Raw genomic sequence first — 4,934 nt, 5'->3', positions numbered from 1 at the left:
TTATTTTTAATGGTGCCACCTGCCGGAGTCGAACCGGCGACCTCTACCTTACCATGGTATTGCTCTACCTACTGAGCTAAGGCGGCATAACGCTGCAGCAAAAGTATATCATTCCTTATTGAAGGTTGTCAACTTTTTTCTCTTTAAACAGCATTTTCAGACTGTCTGTATTTTATAAAACCATAAAATTTATATAGGCTGACCTTACCAAGGTCAGCCTATATACCTAATCTCTGCAGATATTCATCTCTTTTGCTACTCTTGCTACAGTCTCAGATACTACCTTCACAACCCTTTCATCAAATGGATCAGGAATTATATAGTCATCTCTCAGCTCTGATTCCTCTATTACATTGGCAAGGGCTATTGCTGCCGCCATTTTCATCTCTTCAGTTATTTTTTTTGCCTTTGCATCCAGTGCACCCCTAAACAGTCCAGGGAACGCAAGTACATTATTTACCTGGTTCGGGAAGTCCGACCTTCCAGTTCCCACTATCTTGGCTCCAGCCGCTAGCGCCTCATCAGGCATTATCTCCGGAGTAGGGTTGGCCATGGCAAAGATTATTGGGTCTGCATTCATTGTTTTTATCATTTCAGGTTTCAATACTCCAGGAGCCGATACCCCTATAAATATATCTGCACCCTTCACTGCATCACCAAGTCCGCCTTTTAGGTTTTCCTTGTTTGTAATAGTAGAGAGTTCCTTAGAAAGAAAATCATACTCTCTCTCCTCGTCATCTCTTGCAATGATCCCGTCTTTGTCCACTGCTATGATATTATTTACATTGAGCTCTCTTATCATTTTTATTATAGAGCTTCCTGCTGCACCTGCACCGCATACCACTACATTGGCGTCTTTCAGATCTCTTTTCAGTAATTTGTAAGAATTCATTATCGCCGCCGATACTATGATTGCAGTTCCGTGCTGGTCATCATGAAATACAGGTATGTCCAGTTCGGCTTTTAGCCTTGTCTCTATCTCCACACATCTAGGGGCAGATATATCCTCTAGGTTAATACCTCCGAAACTCGGAGCCAGTATCTTACATGTTCTTATGATCTCCTCTGTATCCTGGGTATCAAGACAGATTGGAAAAGAATCTACTCCTGCAAATTCTTTCAGCAGGATTGATTTCCCCTCCATTACAGGCAGGGCAGCTTCAGGTCCTATGTTACCTAGACCAAGTACGGCAGAACCGTCACTTATTACCGCTACCATGTTTCCCTTTGACGTATACTTGTAGACATCTTCCTTGTTTTCCTGGATCTTTCTGCATGGTTCTGCAACTCCTGGAGAATATGCAAGACTTAACTCTTCTCTGTTTGTTACCCTAACCTTGGATATTACCTCTATTTTCCCCTTGTGTTCTTCGTGTAGTTTCAATGACTTTTCATAAACTGTTGACATGATGACCTCCCAAATAATTATTTTCTATATTCAGCTTGTCCTGTTTCGTATTGGTCATTTCCATATGTATCGTTTATCACGATCACAGGAAAGTCTTCTACTTCAAGCTTTCTTATTGCTTCTGATCCTAGATCTTCATAAGCTATTATTTCAGCTTTTTTGATACATTTTGCTATAAGAGCCGCCGCTCCACCTGTAGCTGCAAAGTAAACTCCGCTGTTTCTTATACAGGCATCTTTCACCTCTTGGGATCTTCCACCTTTACCTATCATACCCATTAATCCCTGGTCTAATAAAATAGGTGCATATGGATCCATTCTGTAGCTTGTAGTTGGCCCGGCACTTCCTATAGGATTTCCTGGTTTTGCTGGACTCGGACCTACGTAATATATAATTTGACCCTTTATATCAAAAGGAAGTTCTTTTCCTTCTTCTACCAATTTTACAAGTCTTGCATGTGCAGCATCTCTTGCTGTATAGATAGTCCCAGTTATTTGTACGATATCTCCTGATTTTAATTTTTTTGTAGCTTCTTCTGTTAAAGGTGTTGTTAACTTAATCATTTTTCCCCTCCGAATTCCGATTATAAGTTTATAATATTACTTCTTTGTGTCTAGCTGCATGACAGTTGATATTTACAGCAACAGGAAGTGATGCTATGTGACATGGATAGCTGTTTACTTTTACCGTAAGGGCTGTTACTTTTCCCCCTAGACCTAATGGCCCTACTCCCGTATTGTTTATAAGTTCAAGAAGTTCCTCTTCTAATTTTGCATTTACTGGATCCGGACTTTTATCATTAAGGTCTCTCATCAATGCCTCTTTAGCTATAAGAGCAGCTTTTTCAAAAGTTCCTCCTAGACCTACACCTACTACCATTGGAGGGCAAGGATTTCCTCCACCTGCTTTGATTGCCTCAATTATGATATTCTTTACTCCCTCTACACCTGCTGCAGGGGCGAGCATTTTTACATAACTCATATTTTCGCTTCCTCCGCCTTTAGGAGCTACGATAATTTTTACCTTATCTGATCCAGGTACAAGTTTAGTATGAATAATTGCAGGAGTATTATCCTTTGTATTTACCCTGTCTAAAGGGTGTCTTACTGCTGATTTTCTGAGGTATCCCTCTTCATATCCTTTTCTTACACCGGCGTTGATAGCCTCATAGATATCTCCTGGTATTTTTACTTCTGTACCTACTTCCAGGAAAACCACTGCCAATCCTGTGTCTTGACACATAGGAACCTTATCATCAGCGGCGATACCATCATTTGTAATTATTTGCTCTAGAATATTCTTCCCCACTGGAGATTCTTCTTTCTCCAAAGCTTCTTTGATTTTTCCCATTACGTCCTTACCGATAAAGTAGTTAGCCTCTATACAGAGTCTTGCCACTTCTTCTGTCACTTTTGCCAAATCAAGTTCTTTCACATTAACCACCCTTTTTTAATATTTTTTATACTACCAAGGTATCTCCTAGGTTGAACCATTCAGTCTATATCCCTTGTTACATATTTAGATTATAGCTTTTATTGGCGATTCTTAAAAATTGATAAATACAATCCTCTATCACCTTATCATTTACGAGTTATATTCAACGACAAAACTTTCTAAAACCATACATTTAAATTAAAAAAAGAATACTCAACACCTACTTTAAACTTAACATAAAAAATCAATCAACACCACTTTATTTAATTAAATTAATCTTTTATAATTATAAAAATAGGATTTTATCCCGGTTTTTGAAAAATTGCAAAAAAAATACGCCCCACTCTCTGTACCAGTCGAAACAAAGAGAGTAAAACGATTTACAGTCCTGCAAGGCGTAAAAAAACTTTTTCACAGCTTAAAAGACCCGTCATTCACTCAAATATTATTTTTCCAAATAATTAACTGTATTATTAATATAGCTTTAAAAGCTTCACAATGCAACTTTAGTGAAATAAATATCATTTTTTCTCTTATAATTTTATGAATAGTGTTTGTGTAATACTATAAAAAATGTTATAAAAAATAAGGATTTAAAAATATATTTTGTACTAAACAAAGAGAATTCCTATATTTTACGTAGATATTACAAAAGTAAATTCTTCTCTTCCAGGGTTTATTGAAATTTTAATTTGTAGGAGGAATACAGTTGAAAAAAATAATGTACATAACAATTTTTATTTTATCTTGTTTTTCAACCTGGTCTGCAGTACCTATTATCATTACAGATTCTTCTGGGAAAATAACATATGAAAAAGATCAGAAGGGAAACATCATAAAAAAAGATTTTTTTACTTTCAAATATGATGATCTGGGAAGAGTAATCTTTTTAGATGACGGCGAACTCAACATGACCTATGCCTATACAGACAACCCCGACAACAGTACCGATGTAAATGTTGTCTTCCGGGAAAATAAAGACAGAAGAGATTTTTCCTATAAGATAATAAAAAAAGAAACACCTGCCAAAAAAATAGAAGAAATTCACGGACTTACTGTGGCATTTCGTTCTGGGAACTCTCAGAATAAGCTTCTTTTTTCCAAAGAGACCCTTTTAGATGAGGATGGAAAAGCTTTTGAAATTTTGGAAAAAGAATATGTGAGAAGGATAGGAAAAAGCCCCACTCTTTATTTTATGAAGCACCCCATAATAAGAAGATTCACGAGAAAGATCCCTGCCAGAAACGGTGGATGGTCTGAGATAACTTATAATACAAATGAAGAGGGATATTACAGTGTCAGAAAGGACAAAACCTTTGTAAACTACACCACAGAGGCTGTCTACAGGCCTCAGAGTTTTATAAACGGTGAGGGTATAGGGGTTAACGTCAAGGTTTATAATCCCAAGGGTAGATTAGATTTTGTTGAAAGTAACGGAAGGCGTTTTTTATACAATTACTTTTACAAGGGAAAAGGCGAAGAAAGGCATATAGACAGATTGGAGATAGTCAACAGTGGAACAATACTAGAAACTCTTTATTACGGATACCCAGTGGGATATAACGACCCTGAAGAGATCTTAGCCCAGGAAGCCAAATCCTCAGAAAGTAGTAGTACTCTTTCTGAAGATGAACCTGTCTCAGTTGTAGGGAATTTTAAAAGTATTGACCTTTCAGAAAATATACCTCTTACAGAAATAACAGAAGACCTCCAAACTCCTATTTATAAAAAAGAAGTTCGTTTCAGAAAATATGACTAGCAATAAAAGAATATCAAAATATAAAAATAAGAGGGGATTTAAGCCCCTCTTATTTTTATGTTTTTTACAGATGCCAGTCTATGTACATAACCTCTGATAAATTTAATAATCCAGTCCTACCCAAATATTTCCTAAAATTACTTGGTCTTATCAAGTTTCAGTATATGCCCCAACTTATCCTTCTTGGTTCTGAGGTATCTTAGGTTATTTTCATTTGAGTCTACCTCTATGGCCTTCCTTTTGTTCACTTTTATCCCATACATCTCGAGTCCATTTACTTTTCTCAGGTTGTTTGTCATGACCCTTACAGATTTTACATCCAGAGCCTTTAGC

4 protein-coding genes, 1 tRNA gene and 1 pseudogene are annotated in these 4,934 nt (G+C 36.8%); 1 reads left to right on the top strand and 5 read right to left on the bottom strand.

Annotated features, from left to right (window positions below):
- Positions 1-10: 10 nt before the first annotated feature.
- From ABZA26_RS07600 to ABZA26_RS07585, 4 genes are all read right to left on the bottom strand, one after another.
- A tRNA-Thr gene (locus tag ABZA26_RS07600) sits at positions 11-86 on the bottom strand.
- 140 nt (positions 87-226) lie between these two features.
- Positions 227-1,408 carry an NADP-dependent malic enzyme gene (locus ABZA26_RS07595; RefSeq protein WP_372713919.1) on the bottom strand — a complete coding sequence of 394 codons (1,182 nt, stop codon included), beginning with the start codon at positions 1,406-1,408 and terminating at the stop codon, positions 227-229.
- Between the two features lie 17 nt (positions 1,409-1,425).
- Positions 1,426-1,971 carry a Fe-S-containing hydro-lyase gene (locus tag ABZA26_RS07590; protein ID WP_372713918.1) on the bottom strand — a complete coding sequence of 182 codons (546 nt, stop codon included), beginning with the start codon at positions 1,969-1,971 and terminating at the stop codon, positions 1,426-1,428.
- 28 nt (positions 1,972-1,999) lie between these two features.
- On the bottom strand, positions 2,000-2,842 hold the full coding sequence (locus ABZA26_RS07585; protein WP_372713917.1) for a fumarate hydratase: 843 nt from the start codon (positions 2,840-2,842) through the stop codon (positions 2,000-2,002).
- Between the two features lie 709 nt (positions 2,843-3,551).
- Between ABZA26_RS07585 and ABZA26_RS07580 the strand changes: the two genes are divergently transcribed.
- Positions 3,552-4,601, top strand: coding sequence for a hypothetical protein (locus tag ABZA26_RS07580; protein WP_372713916.1), 1,050 nt, complete (start codon positions 3,552-3,554; stop codon positions 4,599-4,601).
- 137 nt (positions 4,602-4,738) lie between these two features.
- Here the strand turns inward: ABZA26_RS07580 and ABZA26_RS07575 are convergent.
- Positions 4,739-4,934: pseudogene (locus ABZA26_RS07575) on the bottom strand (bifunctional 3,4-dihydroxy-2-butanone-4-phosphate synthase/GTP cyclohydrolase II); the annotation flags it as partial.

Origin of the sequence: Ilyobacter sp., from assembly GCF_041583315.1 — a bacterium.
In the GTDB taxonomy this organism is placed as follows: Bacteria; Fusobacteriota; Fusobacteriia; order Fusobacteriales; family Fusobacteriaceae; genus Ilyobacter.
The sequence above is the reverse complement of the archived record's forward strand: the minus strand, read 5'-3'. Positions and strand labels throughout refer to the sequence as shown.

Bases quoted from the DNA above. Each gene is read 5' to 3' on its own strand.
- ABZA26_RS07595 (WP_372713919.1), bottom strand. From the start codon at position 1,408: ATGTCAACAGTTTATGAAAAGTCATTGAAACTACACGAAGAACACAAG.
- ABZA26_RS07590 (WP_372713918.1), bottom strand. From the start codon at position 1,971: ATGATTAAGTTAACAACACCTTTAACAGAAGAAGCTACAAAAAAATTA.